The organism is Halomonas sp. MES3-P3E (assembly GCF_002836035.1).
GTDB lineage: Bacteria > Pseudomonadota > Gammaproteobacteria > Pseudomonadales > Halomonadaceae > Vreelandella > Vreelandella arctica.
The window spans coordinates 1-1,204 of record NZ_PJBT01000105.1; the positions used below are offsets into that span (position 1 = coordinate 1).

The following is a 1,204-nucleotide window of genomic DNA, read 5'->3' on the forward strand; positions in this document are numbered from 1 at the left end:
GTATAAGCGAAGCCCGACAAGATCAGCCGCCACTGATTGGCCCACCAGTGCGTGCTGGAGGTCCGGTCAGCAAACAGGCTCAGTTGTTGATCCTTGATCCGGTTCTCCATGTCACCCCGGGCACAGTACTGCTCGTAGTAAAGCTTGAAGCCATCATCGTAACGGGAACTGATGATAAACCGGGGATTAGAGCCTAACTCGCCTTCTTCTAGGCGGGCCACCACCCAGCGTGAGTATTTCCAGGAGTGGGCTTGATACTGGAAGCGGAACGTCCCCGCTACTTTCCCTCCCACCTGCCATTGGGTCTTGCGCACCAGCATCATGGGGACGTCCACTTCCTTGAGCAGCCGGCTGTTCTTGGCGATTCCCACGATGTAGTCGACGTGATGCCGATCACACCAGTTCAGCATCCGGGGACGACAAAAGTGGCTATCACCTCGTAACACGATGCGCGTATCGGGCCAGTATTGACGGATAAAGCGTACCAGTAAGGCGAGGATCGCCCAGCTATGGCGGCTGTCGCTGCGGTCACTGGTGCGCAGATAGCTCACCAGTAAGTGGCGCCCACAGAAGACATACAGTGGGAAGTAGCAGTGGTGATCGTAATAACGGTTAAAGAACTTGCCGGGTTGCTCGCCATGCACGGGGATGTCGGTGCCATCAAAGTCCAGCACGATCTCCTTTGGTGGTTCGTCATGCTGTTCAATGAAGTGATGCCACAGCAACTCATGGGCCTTCACTATTGCTTGCCGATCGGCGTTCTGCTCCACCCGGCACAGCGTCGACTTGCCTGCCAGCGTATCCTCTTCACCGAGCGCTGTCTGAAGGGCCTGATCATAGCGCAGGGCCTCATGGTCGTTGAAATCTTCATAGCCAGCGGCGACACCGAACACCCGCTGACGAACCAAAGTGTCGAGCTTATGACGAACCTGTTCCGGTGCGCGGGGATCATGAAGCACGGCGGCCAAGCGGCGTGTCAGGCGATGCTGTTTATCGACTTCACGAAGCAGGAGTAATCCGGCGTCCGACGTAATGTGGCCCCCGGAGAAGTCGGCTTCAATTTGGCGGCGTGAGAGTGGCGAGAAGGTCAGCTTTTCAGGTACCATTTTGGAAGCGGCTGTTGGTGCTTGATGGATTGGTTAGGTTCTTGAAATCATAGCACTTTCAGCCGCTTTCTTTTATACCCTGTGAGAAATCCGGGCTA

The 1,204-nt window shown here is 55.8% G+C and carries 1 protein-coding gene; it reads right to left on the bottom strand.

Annotated elements, in window-relative coordinates; genetic code table 11:
- Window positions 1–1,106 (bottom strand): IS1380 family transposase (locus tag CXF87_RS12085; protein WP_101146785.1); only part of this gene is annotated, 1,106 nt, incomplete at its 3' end.
- Window positions 1,107–1,204 lie beyond the last annotated feature (98 nt).